12 protein-coding genes are annotated in these 18,273 nt (G+C 50.6%); 8 read left to right on the top strand and 4 right to left on the bottom strand.

Annotated elements, in window-relative coordinates; all coding sequences use genetic code 11:
- Positions 1–354: 354 nt before the first annotated feature.
- The 4 genes from C7378_RS02540 (at position 355) to C7378_RS02525 (ending at position 5,878) form a co-directional block, all read left to right on the top strand.
- On the top strand, positions 355–1,755 hold the full coding sequence (locus tag C7378_RS02540; RefSeq protein ID WP_165876609.1) for a sigma-54-dependent transcriptional regulator: 1,401 nt from the start codon (positions 355–357) through the stop codon (positions 1,753–1,755).
- 359 nt (positions 1,756–2,114) lie between these two features.
- Positions 2,115–3,077: an XrtA system polysaccharide deacetylase gene (locus C7378_RS02535; RefSeq protein ID WP_165876608.1), complete on the top strand. Its 963-nt coding sequence runs from the start codon at positions 2,115–2,117 to the stop codon at positions 3,075–3,077.
- A gap of 44 nt (positions 3,078–3,121) precedes the next feature.
- Positions 3,122–4,498 (top strand): phenylacetate--CoA ligase family protein, encoded by a 1,377-nt coding sequence (locus C7378_RS02530; RefSeq protein ID WP_131991364.1) that lies wholly within the window; start codon positions 3,122–3,124, stop codon positions 4,496–4,498.
- 3 nt (positions 4,499–4,501) lie between these two features.
- Entirely contained in the window at positions 4,502–5,878 is a 1,377-nt protein-coding gene (locus C7378_RS02525; RefSeq protein WP_131991362.1) for a phenylacetate--CoA ligase family protein, read from the top strand.
- Between the two features lie 235 nt (positions 5,879–6,113).
- Here the strand turns inward: C7378_RS02525 and C7378_RS02520 are convergent, their stop codons facing one another.
- On the bottom strand, positions 6,114–7,478 hold the full coding sequence (locus C7378_RS02520) for an O-antigen ligase family protein (RefSeq protein WP_131991360.1): 1,365 nt from the start codon (positions 7,476–7,478) through the stop codon (positions 6,114–6,116).
- A 300-nt stretch (positions 7,479–7,778) separates the two neighbouring features.
- On the opposite strand from C7378_RS02520, the gene C7378_RS02515 reads away from it, so the two are divergent.
- Together C7378_RS02515 and C7378_RS02510 are read left to right on the top strand one after the other, a co-directional pair.
- Complete coding sequence (locus C7378_RS02515; RefSeq protein WP_165876607.1) at positions 7,779–8,759, top strand: glycosyltransferase family 2 protein; 981 nt, start codon at positions 7,779–7,781, stop codon at positions 8,757–8,759.
- Positions 8,756–9,646, top strand: a complete 891-nt coding sequence (locus C7378_RS02510; protein ID WP_165876606.1) for a glycosyltransferase family 2 protein — start codon at positions 8,756–8,758, stop codon at positions 9,644–9,646. Before C7378_RS02515 ends, C7378_RS02510 begins: the two co-directional genes overlap by 4 nt.
- Positions 9,647–9,684: 38 nt before the next feature.
- Here C7378_RS02510 and C7378_RS02505 read toward each other — a convergent pair whose 3' ends face one another.
- Positions 9,685–11,247 (bottom strand): flippase, encoded by a 1,563-nt coding sequence (locus C7378_RS02505; protein ID WP_165876605.1) that lies wholly within the window; start codon positions 11,245–11,247, stop codon positions 9,685–9,687.
- Positions 11,248–11,465: 218 nt separating this feature from the next.
- Here C7378_RS02505 and C7378_RS02500 point away from each other — a divergent pair, with 218 nt between their 5' ends.
- On the top strand, positions 11,466–12,899 hold the full coding sequence (locus C7378_RS02500; RefSeq protein WP_131991352.1) for an alpha/beta hydrolase family protein: 1,434 nt from the start codon (positions 11,466–11,468) through the stop codon (positions 12,897–12,899).
- Between the two features lie 40 nt (positions 12,900–12,939).
- Here C7378_RS02500 and C7378_RS02495 read toward each other — a convergent pair whose 3' ends face one another.
- Both C7378_RS02495 and C7378_RS02490 read right to left on the bottom strand, forming a co-directional pair.
- Positions 12,940–15,288 carry an IPT/TIG domain-containing protein gene (locus tag C7378_RS02495; RefSeq protein ID WP_207901304.1) on the bottom strand — a complete coding sequence of 783 codons (2,349 nt, stop codon included), beginning with the start codon at positions 15,286–15,288 and terminating at the stop codon, positions 12,940–12,942.
- A 502-nt stretch (positions 15,289–15,790) separates the two neighbouring features.
- Positions 15,791–17,368, bottom strand: a complete 1,578-nt coding sequence (locus tag C7378_RS02490; protein WP_131991347.1) for a glycosyltransferase family 39 protein — start codon at positions 17,366–17,368, stop codon at positions 15,791–15,793.
- Between the two features lie 202 nt (positions 17,369–17,570).
- Here C7378_RS02490 and C7378_RS02485 point away from each other — a divergent pair, with 202 nt between their 5' ends.
- A complete protein-coding gene (locus tag C7378_RS02485) occupies positions 17,571–18,272 on the top strand; it encodes a 4'-phosphopantetheinyl transferase family protein (RefSeq protein ID WP_131991345.1) in 702 nt (233 codons plus the stop codon).
- Position 18,273: the final 1 nt, after the last annotated feature.

Below are 18,273 nucleotides of genomic sequence, written 5' to 3'. Positions count from 1 at the left end.
TTGTAGTGCAAAAGATTGAACACATAGGATGTTTATCAGCAGTTCAATTGATTGTTCGGCAGTACGTAACAAGTTCCCCGGAATGAGATTGAAGTTCGGTTCCACTGCATCCCCCAATAGTCTGCCAGCACTTGTGCTGAGACAGATCTGCATTATGGCTTAGCCATTCCGGTAAATTGCTGTTTTGCAGTTCTAATTTGTGCCTTATTTCGAGAGCCCTTAGTTCAGTGGCCATTCAGTAAATCATCTTTACATTAAGTTTTAGCTTCGATAATGGAAGCAATCGAGTCTGACCTATGCTGGCATCAATCGCTGCATGCGCAGGTCCGGGACTCAGAAACTAGGACTGTTTATATGGAAGTGCTCTTTCGAGTTCTAATCGTTGACGATGAGCCAGAGGCAGCCCGGCGTACAAGTGGACTGCTTGACCCTACACAGTACAGCGTTCAGCTTGCGATAGGCGGCGCAGAAGCCCTTGCGCTAGTTCGCAAGAGCCTGGCGCCACTCGATATGATGCTTATCGATAGCGATATGCCGGGAATGAACGGGTTCGAGACGCTCAAACAGTTGCGTAGGCTTTATCCCGAGACACCTATAGCTATCATGACCGAATCGCTAAATGCTGAGTTCATGTTTGACGGGATTAAGGCAGGGGCGCAAGGTTTCCTGCATAAGCCTGCACAAGCGGCTGAGGTACGCGCCATAGCCGCGAAATTCTGTGGGGATAAGCAGCCAGCCCAGAGCACAGACACAACAGGCGTACATATTGAAGACCTGGGAAATGGCCAGTTTTTCCTTGCAGCTTCCCCATCGATGCGTGCCATCGTGCGACAAGTGAAGATGCTAAGCAGGGCCGATGTTCCTGTACTGATCACGGGTGAAAGCGGCGTTGGAAAAGAGATTGTCGCAACGTTGTTGCACAAGCATTCGCTTCGTGCCGCGAGACCAATGCTCAAGGTGAACTGCGCTGCGTTGCCGGCCGATCTGCTCGAAAGCGAACTCTTCGGCTACGAAGCGGGTGCCTTCACCGGCGCGATGAAGTCCAAGCCGGGCAAGTTTGATATGTGCGACAAGGGCACAATGATGCTGGACGAAATCGGTGAAATGAGCCCAGCACTGCAAGCGAAATTACTACATGTCCTGCAAGATGGCTCCTTTTCACGTCTGGGTGGACGGGTCAACTCAAAAGTAGATGTACGGGTTATTGCAGCCACAAACGTTGATATTGAACAAGCCATCATCAATAAGACATTTCGTGAAGATCTTTATTATCGACTCAACGCGTTTGTTATTAAGGTGCCGTCGCTGCGGGAGCGGAGCCAGGAAATCCCCTATTTGCTAGCTGAGTTTGCCCATACGCTAGCTATCGCAAACCGGATGGAACCTATAAATTTTTCTCCTCGATTGATCGCAGCTGCCGTACGTTATCCTTGGCCGGGAAACCTTAGGGAGCTGGGTAATTTCGTCAAGAGATACCTGATCATGAGGGATGAGGCCATGGCCTTTGTGGAACTTGAAAGCAAAGTACGCCCCCAGACAGCAACTATGCTTGCGAATTCAGCTTCAGCTCAAGCCGACGTAGATGGCCTTAAGTCCGTTGTCCGTACCATGAAGGATCAGACGGAGATTCGCGTAATCCGCGAAGTACTCGATGATGCAAAGTGGAACAGACGCATTGCGGCAGAGAAGCTGCAGATCAGCTATAAGGCCTTGCTCTATAAGATTCGTCAGTATAACCTCGAAGCTTCAGCATAGACTCTCAATTCCGACGGAATAGACGCCACGCCATTTTGGGCGTGGCGTTTTTCTGCAGCCACTTGCGCAATCAGCTATACATCTACTCCATCTAAATAGCCGTGACGAGCGGATTTTCAAAATCCTACTTTGGAAGGAGAAGTGCAGTTACTTCGCTCAGCAGAGGAACGAGAAACTGTATGTCCGCCCCAAAGACAAAACTTATTGCTGCATTGTTTTGCTGCCTAGCGTCAATCGCGATCTCAGTTCACGTGTGGCTGCTCATCGCGCACAGTGGCCTATGGATTGTTCCCGTATCTCTTGGGGCCGCGATCCTAATGTCCTGCTCCGCGCTTAGCGCAGTCCAGAAATCCCGCAAAATGCCCAGCAAAAGTGTGGTGATAACCACGGAGGAGAGGAGGTCAGAAGATCTAGCCCGCAAGGATAGAGATTCATCTCTGCCGCTGCATGCCTTCACGATCGACCTTGAAGACTACTTTCACACCGATGTAGCCTCGCAGACTGTCAACCATGACATGTGGGATCAGATGCCTTCGCGAATTGAATCGTCGGTTCGTCGCCTGCTTGACCTGCTCGATCAAAACAATACTCGTGCAACTGTTTTCACACTTGGGTGGGTTGCGCACAAATATCCTCAATTGATTCGCGAGGTATCCTCGCGTGGTCACGAGATCGGTTGCCACAGCTATCATCATCGGATTGTCTCTCGAATGACGCCCCAAGCCTTTCGTGCAGACACTCAGCTGTCCAAAGAAATACTAGAGGATGTTGTTGGGCGGCCCGTCATCGGGTATCGGGCACCAAATTTTTCGATCACTCCAGGTACGGAATGGGCATTTGAAATTCTTGAGAGCCTCGGATTCCTTTACGATTCGAGCGTGAATCCGGTCAGGCACAAACTGTATGGCAATCACGGTGCCCCGCGCTTTCCCTTTTATATTCCCAAGACAGGACTACTCGAGATTCCTATTGCCACCTGGAGAATAGGCAGGGTGAATCTGCCTATAGGTGGTGGCGCATATCTCAGGTTACTTCCTTATGCTTATACGCAGCTTGGACTCGCTGCGCACAAGTCTCGTCCAGCCACCATGTACGTGCACCCCTGGGAAATTGACCCCTACCAGCCCGGTGTTGGGAAGGGTTGGAAATCGCACATTCGTCAGACTGGTGGAACGGCAACTATGGAGTCCAAGCTTTCGCGGTTGCTAACTAGTGCCCGCTTCGTACCAATCATTGAAGCGTATGAAGATGAATTGCACCATTCGTTCAGTGCGGTGCCGGCTCAGCGCCTTCATAGCGTTAACCTGGCTCAGGTGGTCTGATGGAAGACCTCTTTGTGAAGCATGGATCAGTAGCCCCCAGCAAGGTGGGAGAGTGGATCACTGGCAAGGTTATCTATCCTCTGTGGACACGCCGCGACCATCCCCACTACCTTCGTCATGCAAAGCAGTTCTCCAAAACTCAATTTCTATCTACGACAGAGCTAGAGCAGCTGCAGATGGAACGATTGAGGGAGCAACTGATTCATGCATTCCGCAATATCTCCTTCTACCGCCGACGTTTTGAAAGCGAGGGAATCACCCCCCTGGATATTCGTACCCTCAGTGACCTTCGCTATATACCGATACTCACCAAGAAGGAAATCCAGGATCATGCGCATGAAATGGTAGCGCAGAACCAGCCCGCCACAGCCCGCATTGCAAATCAGACAGGCGGCTCGACCGGTAGCCCCTTACAATTCTGGGTTGACCGCGAACGCTTCGATTCTCGCCGGGCAAGCACCGATCGGCATAACAGCTGGGCAGGGCTGCACCCGGGACAGTGGTACGCACATCTCTGGGGCTCCCGTTTTGATACGGGCACCTCTACACGCCCAGCCATTACATGGCGACAAAGGCTTCTCTACCGTGCCCTAACTCTGAACACGTCTTTGATTTCCGAACAGGACCTGGCGGAATATGTTGCACTCCTTCGCCGCTTCCGTCCCCGCTTCATGCTGGCATACGCTCAGTCGGCGGTAATGTTTGCACGTTATTGCGAACAGGAAAACATACGGGATATCCATTTCGAGTCGATTATTACAACAGCAGAGATGCTGCTTCCAGAGCAGAGACAGTTTCTTGAACGTATCTTCAAAGGCAAGGTCTTCAATCGATATGGCTGCCGGGAATTCTCTGTCATCGCGAGCGAATGCGCCTATCACACAGGGATGCACATCAATGCAGATGCGCTCATTGTAGAGATCGAGCCCAGTCCGCATGCTCCTCAAGGCACTGGAAAAGTCATAGTGACGGATCTTCTGAATCGATCAATGCCGCTCATTCGCTATGAAATAGGCGACATGGCTTCCATGTCCACGGGAACCCCTTGCCCATGTGGCCGCTCGTTGCCACGTATAAGTGAGATATCAGGGCGGATCACCGACTTCCTCATTACGCCGGACCAGCGTCGTATCTCGGGTATCTCCCTTGCACTCCTGGCTGGGGACATGCCCGAAGTTCGACAGATGCAATTCGAACAGACCGACAGGTGGAATATTCGTCTACGTGTTGTACCTGGTAGAGGGTTCGGTCACGATACGACAGAGGAACTTCGCACCCGGCTGGAGCCTTATCTACGCGGAATGAGCAACCTGTCGATCGAGACCGTCGACACAATTGCTTCTGAGCCCTCCGGGAAATTTCGCTATGTGAAGACCTCTGCAGAAGTTCTCGGCTCGTGCATGACGGCAGGTCACGAATAGACAATGGCCTGGATACATAACAACATCATCCTCCCGGTGCTCGAGCGAGAGCGCCATCAAAGACTCGGCGCGCGCCTAAGAAGGCTTGAGCAATTTGATCGAATGTCGAAGGATGAACAGCTTGCTGAACAGGAAGTGCGCGTCAAGCGCATCCTCGACCATGCGTATCGAAGCACCCCTTACTATAGGCGCATCTTTGACGACGTTGGATTCCAAGCGGCAGACTGGAAGTCGGGGAATCCCATCCCACTTCCAGAACTTAGCAGGGACCTACTTCGCGCAAACTCTCACGATCTACTTTCGCGCGATGTACCGGAGCGGCAATTACGAAAAGCATCTACTGGGGGAACAACCTCGGCGCCCGTTGTCATCTGGCGCGACCTGGAGGGCCTGCGAGACAAGACAGCACTGCAGTACCACTTAAACAGGTGGAGTGGCTACGACCAGGGGACAAGGGCACTGCATATTTGGGGAGCTGAGCGCGACCTCGCGCTCAATCCGAGCTGGAAATGGCGACTCTATGAGGAGGGGCTTCTCCGGCGCTATATTGGAGCCGCAGGGCAACTGAACGAATCTGTCATGCAGAGCTTTCTGCATAAACTGAACCTGCACCGCCCAGAAATTCTCTATGGCTACGCTGCGACAACGGCGCGATTCGCAGAATTTCTAAAGTCGACTGGAGTTGTCTACCATAAGCCAAAGCACTTGATCGTCACTGCAGAACCGCTTTCGGCAGAAGACAGGGCAATCCTGGAAGACGCTTTTCAATGCCCAGTGACGGAGCATTACGGCAGTCGTGACATTGGGATGGTGGCTGCACAGTGTCAAGCCGGCAAGCGACTACACTTTCATCCAGCTGCATGCTATCTGGAGCTGGTGTATTCGGGAACCACGCCAGAGGGTCCGCTGTATAAGCTGATTGCTACTGACCTTTTAAACCTGGGGATGCCACTTATTCGCTATGACACCGCCGACTGCGTACTACTTGACAGCACACCGTGCGCATGTGGCTCATGGTTTCCTTCAGTGACCCAGATACTGGGTCGCGCCCTGGACAATTTTGTCCTCCCGGATGGCAGCATCATTCCAGGAATTTCCCTGACAGTTATTCTGGCTCGATCGAGTCGCGGCTTCCGACACGTGAGACAAATTCAACTCATTCAGAAGGCTGTTAATCACATGCATATCCGTTACTCGGCACAGGGAGATGTAATGGAGATTCAGCAGGAACTGGCTGAGCTAAAGAAGAATGTGGACCAGCATTTTCAGATTTCCCTGCAGTGGTCGGCTGAGCGGGTTCCCGAAATCCTTCGGGAGCGATCAGGCAAATTGCGGTTATGCATCTCAGAAATTTCCCATGGCCAGCGGCAAGTAGGCTAACGATGCTGCGGTCTCATCCTTGCGGCCGAACTGCTAAAGATTCACACACTAGGAGGCTACTCCAGCTTCGGCAGCGCTCCAACCCACCTTACAACCACTGATGGGCCGCAACCCCTGGACAACTAGTCGTAGAGCGGCGATGCAGCCCCACTTATTTGCAGTGGCATGGACTGGAGGGTAAGCTTATGTCGCTTCAACGAGGCAGGACGATTAAGCGTTGCCCATCCCTACGCGGCTAAGCGAGCGGTTGTGCTGAAATGACCACGTCATTGACGGTCTCTGCAGTTAACTCACGACGAGGCAACCATGGAGGAAGCAACTCAGTTTTGGCCATGATCTTTTCTTCGCCCGCTTCTCTTCTGACCGCCAAAAGGCTAGCTGCGCCGCTAATCGCACCCATCATGAACCAGGTCGAGCGGTAGAGGTTATGCGCCGAATACCCAGTAAATAAAAGCAAGATAATACAAAAGCTGCAAGAGCGCGGAAAGTTGGCGATGAAGGGATCTCGACCTTCATCTCGAAAGCGCTTTGACAGCCTTATATTCAAGCGGAACAGCATGAAGACGTAGGCAAAGAACGTGATCGTTCCCGAAGCCCCCAACTCTCCCAGCAGCTTGAAATAGAGCGAGTGCGCATTAAGCCAATGACGCGGGTTGCCAGGCCAGTAGAGGCTTCCGTTCGCAAAGGTATAATTCCCCGGGCCTACTCCTGTAAGAGGATTATGCTCGAACATCTTGATACCGCCCTGCCAGGAGAGAAGCCGGTTGGTATAGGACTCGTCTTCGTCGGCGTCGCGAACTGACTCATAGCGCAATTTGTACTGTTGCGGGATCACGAGCCAAAGAAGGGGCAGAGCGAGCACTACCAAAGGAATGAACTTAAGATTCTGTTTTTTTGAAAAAACAATCATAGACAGCAGGAGCAGAAATGCTGCAAAAGCTGTACGCGATCCAGTCGTGATGATGGTAACAAGCGAAATGGCCACGGCGATCAATCCAAATATTCGCAGCCGTTTCGGGTTCCCCTTTTGCATCATGAGGAATGCAAGAGGCATGGAAACGACCATGGTGATACCCAGAGTGTTAGGATCCCCGCCAGCACTCGTTAAGCCTTCGGCGCGATCTATCCCCATCGCGAACTGCCTCACACCCATGTGATACATGTACACGGCGCTCGCGCCGAGCCACAGTTCAAGCGAAAGCATCAAGACTAGATACTTCTTGATCTGCTCCTCTGTTTCCAGCAGAGTGACCGCCATCAAGACGCAGAAAACGGTCTCAAAAAATTGCAGACATGTTCCTATCGAATTGCCGACCCAGAACGCCATAGGAATTCCCAGCAGCATGGCACCATAGAATGCCAGGAATGCTTTGGTAATCGGCGGAAAGCGCAACTTCTTGCCTTGCATAAAGCAGGCGACGGTTAGAGCAAGAACTAGGACCCTCTCTATATGAAAATAGCCTAGCACCGGGTAAAGTTCCCCCGGCTGCAACTCTAACGCGGCAGTAAGAACAAATAGCCCAAGATAGGGCTTGGAAAAGCCCCTTACCATGTAATAAATAATTGTGAGCAGTATTAATACTGCGAAAACGCCGTCCATCTGTCCACCAATGGGTCGATTTTATCCACGGATTTAGTATGCAAATGGCTGCCCATATCCCAGCCACACGGGACAATATCTCCTCAATCCAGCTACACAAACCTTCTCGCCATGGTGCGCATAATCTTGCACACCATGACCACGTAAGGAGACCTCCACTCGAACGGCTGAGGCAGGCTGACAGACTTGATGCCACATCTATCCCATTATCCGGTTGGCATAATAGATGCTTGTCAAAGGTTTATATGCCGTCGTCAGATCCGCGGCTTCCAACTGAGAGGTAAATTGGGCAATCCCCACATGACGAAGGCCTTGAATACAATAAGGGGCAGTCTGTCGCTGGAGCAGAATGACGCCCTGCATCAGCCATTGGTCTCCGTCATAATCCCAACGTTTAATCGAAGCGGCCTCTTGACACAGGCAGTCGATAGCGTGTTAAGGCAGACCTATACTAATGTCGAGATAATCGTAGTGGACGATGGATCTACTGACGACACGCAGGTGGTTCTGGCACCTTACCTGGGCCGCATAAGCTACCATCTGCAAGCCAACTCAGGCGTGGCTAAAGCCAGGAATACCGGTATCACTCTTTGCCATGGAGACTATATTTGCTTCTTGGACTCGGACGATGCATGGGCACCCAATAAGCTCGATCGCCAGGTTGATTTTTTGGCTAGGTACCCAGCCTATGGCCTTCTTGCAACAGAAATAGCCGGGGTCGATCAATTGGGACAACGGGTGGATAGATCCAAGTCAGAGATGTACACAATCCACAATGGATTTGTTCTCGAGCATCTTCTTTTCGCTAATTGGATCCAAACATCAACTGTAATGATTCGTCGCGAGTGCCTGCAACGGATCGGGGGATTTGATGAGGAAGTAGGGCAATTCGGGGAAGACTGGCTTCTATGGATGCGAATTGCCTCGGAGTACCAGATATACTTTCTGCCTGAACCACTGACGTATTATCGTGTCCATCAGACCAGTTTATCTTCCTATATGCCTGAGTCTCAATATGACTCGTTAATGTCCATCCTCGACAAGCTTGAGCAACTTGAGTACTTCAAAAAGAACCCGCACCTCATCTCGAAAGCTCGCTACAGGATCTCTTTCAACCGCGGCCGCGGTGATCTGCACAGTGGAAATCTTAGACCCGCGATACGCAAACTTCGCCGCGCCTGTGCCGAAAAGCCTTGGCAATTGCATGCGAAGAGTCTTTTGCTAATTGCCGAATTCAAACATCACATTCAAAGCCGAACCATCGATGGAGCAAATGCGTGAGCAGCATCAGCGTAGTGATTCCTTCTTATAACTCTGCAGCGCTTTTGCCGCGCTGCATCGAAAGCGTTCTCAGTCAGACTGTGCCCGTGAAGGAAATCTTCATTGTCGACGATGGATCTCAAGATAATACTGGCCTAGTTGCAAGAACATTTCCTGCGCCGGTCAGGCTGATACAACAGACAAATGCAGGGGCGGCCGTCGCGCGTAATACAGGTATAGCCGCATCAACCGGTGAATGGATTGCATTTCTGGATGCAGACGACCGATGGTTACCTGAGAAGCTTGAGCGTCAGTTAGAATGCGCTGCTATCCACCCTAGCGCTGAGCTTATCTATTCCGACGCTGCAGTCATGGACGAAGACAATGTCAAGGTGGGGGATTATCTTTCAGATAAGAGACCTGCGTCCGGATTGGTGTTCGACCGGCTGCTCCACTCATTTTTCATTCTTCCTTCTACAGTTCTTGCACGTCGTAGTGCATTACTCGAAGTTGGAATGTTCAAATCCTCACTGCGTGAGATGGAAGATTATGACCTCTGGCTCAGACTCTCTCGTCTATGTCCTTTTCAACTTGTGCCTCAGTGTTTAACGCTCTACCAGCGACAGCCTAATAGTTCATCGCGAAATGTCCAACGACTTGTAAAAGGTGAAATCGAGCTGTTCCGTAATCTACTAAAAGAAGGATTACGCGCGGAGCAACAGGAAGTAGTACGAAAGCGACTTGCGTTAGACCTCTTTCACTACGCCTATGAGCTGCGTGACACAGACAAGCGCTCTTCGCTGCGAGCAATCGTGGAGAGTATTCGTATCGAACCGGGAAGACTGACGAGTTGGAAGCAGCTGATTGCCCGTTGTGCTTCATTTGCTGCTCCCTCCGCAATGCGATAAGGATGCCGTCTATCAGCAAGCACCCTTATCCCATTGCTCTATGAAGGGTTTCTCAGCCCGGCAGAAACGAGCAGCATTCGCCAGCGCGCCGTCAACTCCACCGCCCCACGCATGTTGAACTCGTAATACCACATGGGGAGAGCGAACAAGATGGCAGATAACGCTGCTGTGAGGAAGATGGTTGGGTAGGTTGGGCGCAAGAGCCAACGGGTAACTAATGCAGGTATTACTAGAAACGCAGCGGTTCGAAATGCCGTTGGCAATGTTGCCGCCCAGTAAGTCCGTACCGAAAGGCCTAACCTGCGTTGGACAAGGATTGGCTGGACAATTAAGCGTACTACGATGCTTGGAATGAGCGTGCCATATGCAACACCCATCGCTCCATAATGCGGGGCCAGAATAATGCTCAAAACCAAATTTAGTGCGGCCTCGACCACATTAACCACCGCATAATATTGCTGATTCATGGTGGCATATAAAGCGCTGACCGACGTTGCCTGAGAAACATCCAGAAAGACCGCGATGCTGAGAATTACCAGGACCGGATATGCATCTAGATAATTCGCCCCCATCCATCGTCCGATGAAGGCATGTCCCCAAGCAATTATTCCGAATAACACAAAGCCTGAACTGCATAACCCGAGCCTTGTCCCCACAAGGATACTCTGACGTAGCCCGGCTTCGTCCTTGCGGCTTTGTTGAACTGTAAGAACCGGCGCTAATACTCCGATGATGGCCAGAATGCCATCCATGTAATACATGACGAGAGTTGTTGCGATGTTGTAATGAGCGAGCGCGATAATGCCAATAAAATATGACACCGTCAGCGAATCGGTCTGGAAACGTACACGGTCAGCAAGTTGACCGAAGATGACAGGAAAGCCAAACCGCATCAATTTGCGCCCTGTGTGGCGTTCGTATTTGGGACGCAAGACTTTGAGGAAGGCGTACTTCCGCTTCACTCCATAGATGGCAAGTATGTTGATGGGAATGCCCGCAAGCACGTTCACCAGGGCGAGAGCGATCACTCCATAGTGCAAACGCAACGCGACAACTGTGCCTATGGCTCTGAGTAGAGTACCGGCGATCAGCAAACCGGATGTAATGTCAAAGTGTGCGCCAGCATTGAGCGTCCCAAAGAAGACACGCATTGGGAAGTTGCTGGCACTTAGCAGTCCCACGATCAGGATTACCCAGGCTATCATCATCGCGTGCTGATGGGCGAAGTGACCTACACAGGCTGCAATAACTACTGTGACGACCGCTAGGATGATCCCGCTTATTCCAAAGACCGCGAGGCCGGTACTGTATATCCTGCTTGCCTCCGCGTCATCTTTCTGCCCGAATGCAAACGAAATGTGAGTGAAGACTGCCGCTGACATTCCAAGATCTAAGAGGCTGTAGTAGCCAATGAATGCGTAGGCCAATGCCCAGATTCCGTACTGCTCGGCCCCGAGAGATCGAACAATATAGGGTGTGAGAAAGAATCCAATTAATGTAGACAACAGAAGATTGATCACGCGGCTACCAGAGCCACGGAGCAGCTTCGCTACAGAGAAAGGTGGAGTGGACTTTTCTTCGATTGGGATTATTGACTGCAAAAGTTCTTCTCCGCGATCAGATATATATGGTGCTGTTCGTGCATCGCGTATTTGCCAGAACCGACGCAGGCACTCTCTGATCGTAGAAATTTGCATTCAGGCTGCCACTCCAATGCGTCCTTTAGAAGAAAGAGAAATACGTAGCCCAGCACCCCCATGTGCATAGATTTGCATATCGAGGACGATAATTTAAGCTTTGTATTTTCTGAGGATTACGCATGCGTCCAGAAGAAGTGCTATTACTTGCGGCAGGACTTGCCGTTGTTATTTCTCTGCTCTATTACGGGAATACCCGAAATCGCTTGACGAGGACTCTATCTGCCCTCAGTATCGCCGTACTCGTAGTTCATTTCTGGCGGCTCCGTCTCTATTGGCAAATATCAGCCGCATACCTAGCTGTGATTCTTCTTGGAATAATGCTGATTACAGCCCGGAAATGGAGTTCCAGCAGGATTCGCAGTATCGCGGCCCTGCTGCTAATACCTCTTGGGTTTTCTACAGCTGCCCTTATCGTTCTTCCATTTTTCGAACTTCCCCCACCTACCGGGCCCTTATTCGTTGGAACTCATATCGTCCATATGGTCGATGAGGCCCGCGCGGATGATAGTTTTCCATCGGGCAAACGTGAACTGATGATCCAAATCTGGTATCCCTCGGCAGTCAATAGAGGCGTCCGAGCACCTTACAGAAGATTGCGTGAGACAACCTTGCTTTCCTCTTACGACGCAGTGTTGAAGACACACTCTCTACTGAATGCCCCAATATTAAGGGAGAGCCATCCCTATCCAGTGATTCTCTTCAATCCGGCTTGGGAAGGACAGCGAACCCAAAACACCTTTCAAATGGAAGATCTCGCAAGCCATGGATTTGTCGTGGTCGCCATTGACCACACTCACAATTCGACCCCTGTTGCCTTTCCCGATGGAAAGATCGTGCGAAGGTCAGAGCCGCGAGAGATAGACGACTTCAGCGGACCACTTGAAAAGCAAATCGCCTTCGGGGAACAGGAGACCATTACAGAAGCTAAAGACGACATTGCCGTCTTAAATCAACTGGCGGCGTGGTCAAGCTCACCTGGAAACATATGGTATGGGCTTCTTGACACGAATCATACAGGGGCATTTGGCCATTCATTCGGCGGATCCGTGGCGATAGAGGCTTGCTTCCGAGATCCTAGAATTCGAGCTGCCCTAAATATTGATGGATGGATGTTCGGGAAGATATACAGAGAACCACTCAACAAACCTCTGATGATGATGTATGACAGCGGATGGCCCTTTATCCAGAGCGACGTAGAAAAAGAAAGGCTGTCCACTTACGAGGGAAACCGCCTTGACATCAATGATCTGAATAATTTGATGCGATCGTTTCATGACTCCGGAGGTTATCTGCTGGGGATTCAAGACACGAAACACATGAACTTTGCCGACCGGTCTCTCTATTCGCCCTTCCATAAGCTTACCGATTCTGGAACGCTTAATCCTAAACTAGTTCATAGCATTATCAATCGCTATACGTTAGCCTTCTTCTCCCACACCCTGCGTGGGACAACTGAACCACTGCTGAACCAAACGAGCCCATTCCCAGAGACGTATTTTCGTGCATACCCGGATCCGCGAATTCAGCATTCTAACAATGAATCAAATAAATGAGCGTGGCCGAAGCCACGCTCATATTCGTAATCATCTACTTCTAGTTACCACAGTGTGTCGTGTAGGAGCCAATCTTCATGGTAGCCACTGAATAGGCCCCACAACTTATATTGTGATTTGACGTATTGTCCTCAATATTCAAGAACTCGGGATAGTTTGGCGTATAGACACCTCCTGCAGCCGACATATCAGCATCCACCACCATCTTTTGCGAACAGCTCCAATGTTGACCTGTCTGGATAGTGACATCTGCTCCATCCGTTGAGCCGTCATCGTCAATCTGCGCGCAGTTCGAAGCGTTAAAGGTGTTGTTAATGAAGTCGATCTGGGGGTTGTCTATCCCACTAAAGCTAATCCCATAGTCAGGCTGCTTTCCCGCGACCAAAGTGAAGTTATTGCCGCTGATCGTACCCTGAACCTGGCTGGCCAGATCGGTAAACCGAAGGCCGTGAGCCATACAATATGTTGCCTCCGCCCGTACGGTATTATTCGTTACATGCCAGCCTGTAGACGGAGTTTCATATACATAGTTTTTGATGCGAATACCGTCCGTGCCATCTAACTCACATCCGCCATACTCGCTATTGTTTGCTTCTTCGTGAACATCGATATTGTTTCCCTGCAGAGTAAACTGCGAGGATTCCGCGTCGATGCCCCGTCCGCGGCCCTTCACTACATTGTTGTATACATTAAGTCCATCCGTCAGCACTGTGATGCCATAGTCGTTGGAATAGTAGCTGCTCAGCGTGATCACGTTGTCATAGATCTGTGTATTCTGGTTGGAATCCATGATGGCGCCTTGCGGGCTACCATTAAAGGTATTGCCAGAAATGGTGTCACCTGAACCGGCACCTGCTCCGTCATCCATATGGATCACTACCCCCTGGAATTGGGACCGTGCACCCAACGGGCTTTGGCCGGGCTGCTGGATATTAGTTACATTGTCGTTGATTGTGTTGTTCTGAATCTTCCAGCCAATTCCTGGAAAATCTCCGTGGAAGAACTGTGTTCCAGTTTGCTGAATTGTCACCGTAAGATCGTGGATTGAACCACCAGTTATTCCGTTTGCCTGTCCTACCCAGATTGCATGGGTGAACGGATGGGCCTGCTTGGATTGCACAATCTTTCCGTTGAATATCTGCGGCGCAGCATGTTGTCCAGAACCACATGCATTTTGCGGAAGCTGGTTATACCAATTATCGCAAATGCTTATTGCAGGCGCTATAGTGCTCGAGTTTCCATAGGTAATCGTATGCCCATTGAGATTGAGAGAGACATTATTGGCATTGATAGCGAAACCCTGGGATGTACAAGTGACATCATTTTCGAGATAGTATTCGCCACTACTATTAATAGCCTGGCAACTAGTCAGGCCCTTACCAGATGCAGCGGGTGACGGATCAGTAGATGCCGTCGTAGCAGTAATAGCAAAACTGCGCTGAGCAATTGCTCCCTTGCTGTCACGTACTCTCGCTACAAATGAGCCGGACCCTGCCTTTGCAACCGAACCAGCCAAGCTGCCTTGTCCGTTCAATGTGAGTCCCGGCAATAGAGCACCGCCTGCAAGCGACCATGAGTATGGAGCGGTCCCCCCCGTCGCCGACAGAGCAGTACTGTATACCTTGCCAACCGTGGCGCCGGGTATGGCAGTGGTAACGATCGTTACAGCAGAGACATACCGCATAGCATTGTTCAGTGACGCCACAGAGTTGTCAGGATTCACAACTTCCACCGTATAGCTTCCAGCAGCCATACCTGGCAGGGCAGCCCTGATCTGCGTACTGGAAACAACTTGGACGTTGCCGGCATAGCTACCGGCGATGCGAACTCTCGAACCAGCCACAAAGTTTGATCCCGTCAGAAGCACATTCACCCCCGTATTTGCGGAAGCGGAATTAGGACTGATACCTGTCAAGGTAGTGTGTACGACTGGGGATGGCGTGGCGACTGGGGATGTTACTGGAGGTTTTGTAGCAGGAGCCTGGTTCACATATTGGAAAACGTAGCCCATTCGAAAGTAGTTAAACTGATTCTCAATGATACCTACCTGTACTGCCGCCTGCGGATGTGCTGGCGCAATCACATAGGCTTCGTTAGGACTGACAAACCGTACGATTCTTCCCTGCTGCGCTCCAAACCAGACATTCATCTGGGGAGTAAAACCACTACCTGTGAACTTAACCACCGTAGTTCCATTTACATTTCCGACTGTTGGGGAAAGTGAAGTAACCGTAACCGAAGCTTCAGCTCGGCTGGACGAGAGCAGAAACAATGTGCCAAGCACGAGTACGACACCTAAACTGGCTAACGTACGCTTAATTACATTATTGGCGTGTCGGCAATTTGAGCCGGCATTCTTACAAAGAGAGATGGTTCGGGGGGAGGTCATTCTCGAAATCCTTTTCTGACAGTTTGCCTGGAAATTCATCCAGGCTTTGCGCTGCGCATCACACGGAGCACAAACACATAGTCATGCTCATGCCTGCGCTTCGCACACAATTCGGACGCGCCACAAGCGTGACAATCCTGCGCCTCTATTGATCCGCCTGCACATGTGCTCCAGGCACACGCGCACACGTAAACCGGACGGGGCCGTAAGCCCGGTTTTGGTTAAATATAGTTTCAAAAAAGACCAGATCCGCGGGAGGTGAGCTGAGGTGCAGCTACCGCTGGACAGTTCCTAATCAAACTTGTTTAACCAAGGCACATCTGAAAACTGTAGTTGTTTTTCTTGACCTGAATATACACAAGAATGGGCACAGATGAACATCTTTCGCCCAATAAAATTGTGACTGGGGCCATCTTGACAGATTTCACTAGAAGGGAAATTGTTTACCGAAAATTAGAAGAGGCCCTGGATGAGAGGCCTCTTCTGGCTCTTCCGGTTTAAGCTACATGAGGCGGCTAGAGAGAGGAACATCTGCCAACTGAGCTGCAATAGGACCCGTATATCGATAGACGACTATTTGATACGGTTGATGTGCTCGCGTGATAACACTCATCCGCTCGGGCACAAATTGTGAGTTCGACCGAAGTGAGTCCAATGCAGAGCTCAGAGGGGTATTCGCAGGCACCTCTATCATCACGGTCCCAATTCTGTAGCTACGGCAGAGGTCATCGATCGTTTTGCCACCAGCAATGAGGTCATCGCCACGAATTACATGCACCCTTCGCTCAATGTCATCTTCCCTGATGAGGGATATGAAGACTTGCTTATCTTTTCCAAAGAGCAACACATTCCCCGGACTTCCACCTGAAAACATTTGATTTACAGGTGGACGCTCATCGAGAAAGTCGGTGTAGTTGCGGTGATAGGTTTTGGCCAGATCGTAGGGTAGAGGCAACAAAAGAAGCAGCGGCAAAGCAGCTGCCGCACTCTTTGGAAGCCGCGAGCTAAAGAACTGCAAGGCAGCTGCCGCAAGGGCTACCCAGGCAGGCCACCAAAAAGTTGAATGTCGCGGAAGTCGGTTGTCATAATAGCTAAACGTCACATAGGCGAGCAAAAACCATCCAAACCAGAGTGCATTCGCAACTAAAAATCTCCTCTTGGCAATCCCGAGCAGCAATGCACAAAGTGAGAGACCTACGACAACCAGATTCAGAGACGAGGGCGCAAGTCGTGGGTAGTAGGTCCAAGCAGCAAGAGACCATCGCGGAATACCGTGCCATTGGCTACCCAGAATCAACTGAGTGTTGCTACCTACTGACTGAGCGAGGTCAGCGTGTCCAAATTTAAGCGTGAACAGAAGCAGAGGAATACAGAAGAGAGCCGTCGATGCTACGAGCATCCACGTTTCCGGCTTGCGTAGATATCTGCGATGCAGCAGCAAAAAGTCGAAAAGAAATGCACCATAAATAAAATAGCCTGGTTGCTTCGTGTAGACGACAGCCGCGAATGCAGCGCCGCACAGCGCCGCCCTCACCGCCGACGATGGAGTTGCAAGCTTATCCACGAACTCCTGATAAGCAAGAATCGCAACGCAGATCATTGCCAGCGTCGGCAACTCAAGCATTACCTGGTTAAGTGACCATGAAATACCGGGAACGGCCAGTGCAGAACATGCGGCGGCAAGAGCCAGAGGAGGCGAGAAATATCTTCGTAGAGTGAGATAGAAGCAAGATCCAAACAGTGCACCAAAAAACAGCAAGCAGACCCTGGCGGTCAAAACATGAGCCCCCCCGCCAAGACAGAAAATCCCAAGGATAAACGGGAAGAGCGGTGGCCAAAAAACAAATCCGAGGGCTGGATATTGTTTGTAATAGTTGAAAACGTACTGTTCCAGATGTGTAGTGGGCCTGTCATGAAACAAGTCATAGAAAAAATATCCATCCATCAAGTGGTGCGCTGAGTCAAGGCCATCCACATCCAGCCGATGCAAACTCGGTCGCGCCACAAACCATGCGAGAAGAATTAAAAGCAGAATTGAAATCGCGTCCGCCCAAAGGCTCCGCTTGCCATCATTTATCATTTGTCTTTTTCACAATCTTTTCAGTCCTGAATTCGTGATGAATGGCCTGCATTCTCCAAAATCAACTGGTGCAATAGAAGCGCCACTTCTCATCTAGCGGCCTTACAATCGAAGTAATTATGTGTAGCTTTTTGTCCAAGTCTCATATCTTCTGGTCAGATGGAACCAAGAGACTGCAAATTGAATGGCTTGCATGTGAGCAATGAACCAGATCGAACACTTAACAGACAAGACTGTTCATGTTCACTACTGGGATCTCCAAGCATCCTTGCCTGACGAGGCATCTCATCTGGGGCTCCTTAGCCGTGAAGAATGTGATCGTGCACAACGCTTTCATTTCCTAAACCACAGAGCACATTACATACTGGCGCACGCGAATATGCGACGCATTCTTAGCCGCTACTGTGATTATCCGGCGGAACAGCTCAAGTTCGGCTCAGATGTATTTGGTAAACCTCGCCTCGCCAACCCTGCAACGGACATACACTTCAACCTTAGTCATACTGAGGGTTTGTGTGCCATCGCTATCCAATCTAAAAGGCCGTTAGGCATTGACATTGAGCGTATTCGCCCCATAGAAAACGAAGTTGCTAAAATGCATTTTTCTGCGGAAGAACTGCATAGCCTGCAACTTCTCAATGGCGAGGCTTGGCTGAATGGCTTCTATCGCTGTTGGACCTCGAAGGAAGCCATCCTCAAAGCCGAAGGAGTAGGCCTACACATACCGTTAGATTCTTTTGATGTACAGGTGCTTCCAGATGCACCTCCCTGCCTGATCAGAGCACGAGATGGTGCGCGGTTCCACCATGCCTGGCAACTGCGTCAACTCGATCTGTGCCCCGGAGTTGCCGGCACACTTGCAACAAGTGGTGAAGCGAAGGTTTCAGTCTTCAAATTCGATTAAA

Source organism: Acidipila rosea, assembly GCF_004339725.1.
GTDB classification, from domain to species: domain Bacteria; phylum Acidobacteriota; class Terriglobia; order Terriglobales; family Acidobacteriaceae; genus Acidipila; species Acidipila rosea.
Note: the sequence above shows the minus strand (reverse complement) of the source record. Positions and strands in the feature narration are given on the sequence as shown.